The sequence below is a fragment of the Streptomyces mauvecolor genome (genome assembly GCF_039532965.1).
GTDB lineage: Bacteria > Actinomycetota > Actinomycetes > Streptomycetales > Streptomycetaceae > Streptomyces > Streptomyces violascens.
Genome location: NZ_BAAASQ010000035.1, coordinates 1 through 1,046, shown reverse-complemented (window position 1 = coordinate 1,046; position 1,046 = coordinate 1). Strand labels below are relative to the sequence as shown.

The window sequence follows — 1,046 nt, the reverse complement described above, 5'->3', positions numbered from 1 at the left end:
CCGCAGGGTTGTTGACGCGGGTGATGGGCGGGTGTCCGTCGAGTGCGGTGTGGCAGCGGTGGTGGTTGTAGGTGTGGAGGAAGTCTGTCAGGGCCGCTGTCCGCTCGTCGTTTGAGGTGTAGTGCCGCAGGTAGGCCCACTCGTCCAGCAGGGTGCGGTTGAAGCGTTCGACCTTGCCGTTGGTCTGCGGCCGGTAGGCGCGCGTGAGTTTGCCGGTCGCGCCGAGGTCGGTAAGGACGGCTTTCCAGGCCAGGCCCTTGCGGTAGGCCCACGCGTTGTCCGTCAGGACCCGCTCGATGCGGGGGATGCCCTGGCTGTGGAAGAACGCGGCCGCGCGGGTGAGGAAGCCCGCGCAGGTCGCGACCTTCTCGTCAGGGTGGACCTCGCTGTAGGCAAGGCGGGAGTGGTCGTCGACGGCGGAGTGGACGTAGTCGAAGCCCATGCCGGAGCGGGTTGCCCGGCCGGCCTGACGGCCCAGGGTCTTGTGGCCGCCGCCGTCGGGGATCCGGCCGAGTTTCTTGACGTCGACGTGGATCAGCTCGCCTGGGCGGTCGCGTTCGTAGCGGCGGATCACGGTGCCGGTCGGGCGGTCCAGCCAGGAAAGCCGGTTCAGCCGGTGGCGGGTGAGGATCCGGTGCACAGTGGATGCGGGCAGTCCCACGATCGGGCCGATCCGGGCGGGCCCGAGCTTGCGGGTCCGCCGCAGGTCGCAGACCCGCTCTTCCAGTGCGGCCGGTGTCCGGTGCGGGGTCGTGGCCGGTCTGCTGGGCCGGTCGGCCAGGCCCGCGTCGCCTTCGGTCTTCCAGCGTCGGACCCATTTGTGGGCTGTGGGCCGGGATATGCCCATCTCGGCCGCCACATGCGCGACCGGACGGCCGGAACGGACACGTTCGACCAGCAGCCGCCTGCCGTGAATGGTAAGGCGGGCATTACGGTGGGACACGAAGACCTCCGTGCGTGGTGTGGAGCCTAGACACCTCCACCACACCGGAGGTCTTCGCCATGATCAAGACCAACCAGCGTTAACAACGCTCGTGATCAATACA

At 68.5% G+C, this 1,046-nt stretch carries 1 protein-coding gene; it reads right to left on the bottom strand.

Features of this window, described 5'->3' with window-relative positions:
- Window positions 1–943 (bottom strand): IS481 family transposase (locus tag ABD346_RS33910; protein ID WP_344380159.1); only part of this gene is annotated, 943 nt, incomplete at its 3' end.
- Window positions 944–1,046 lie beyond the last annotated feature (103 nt).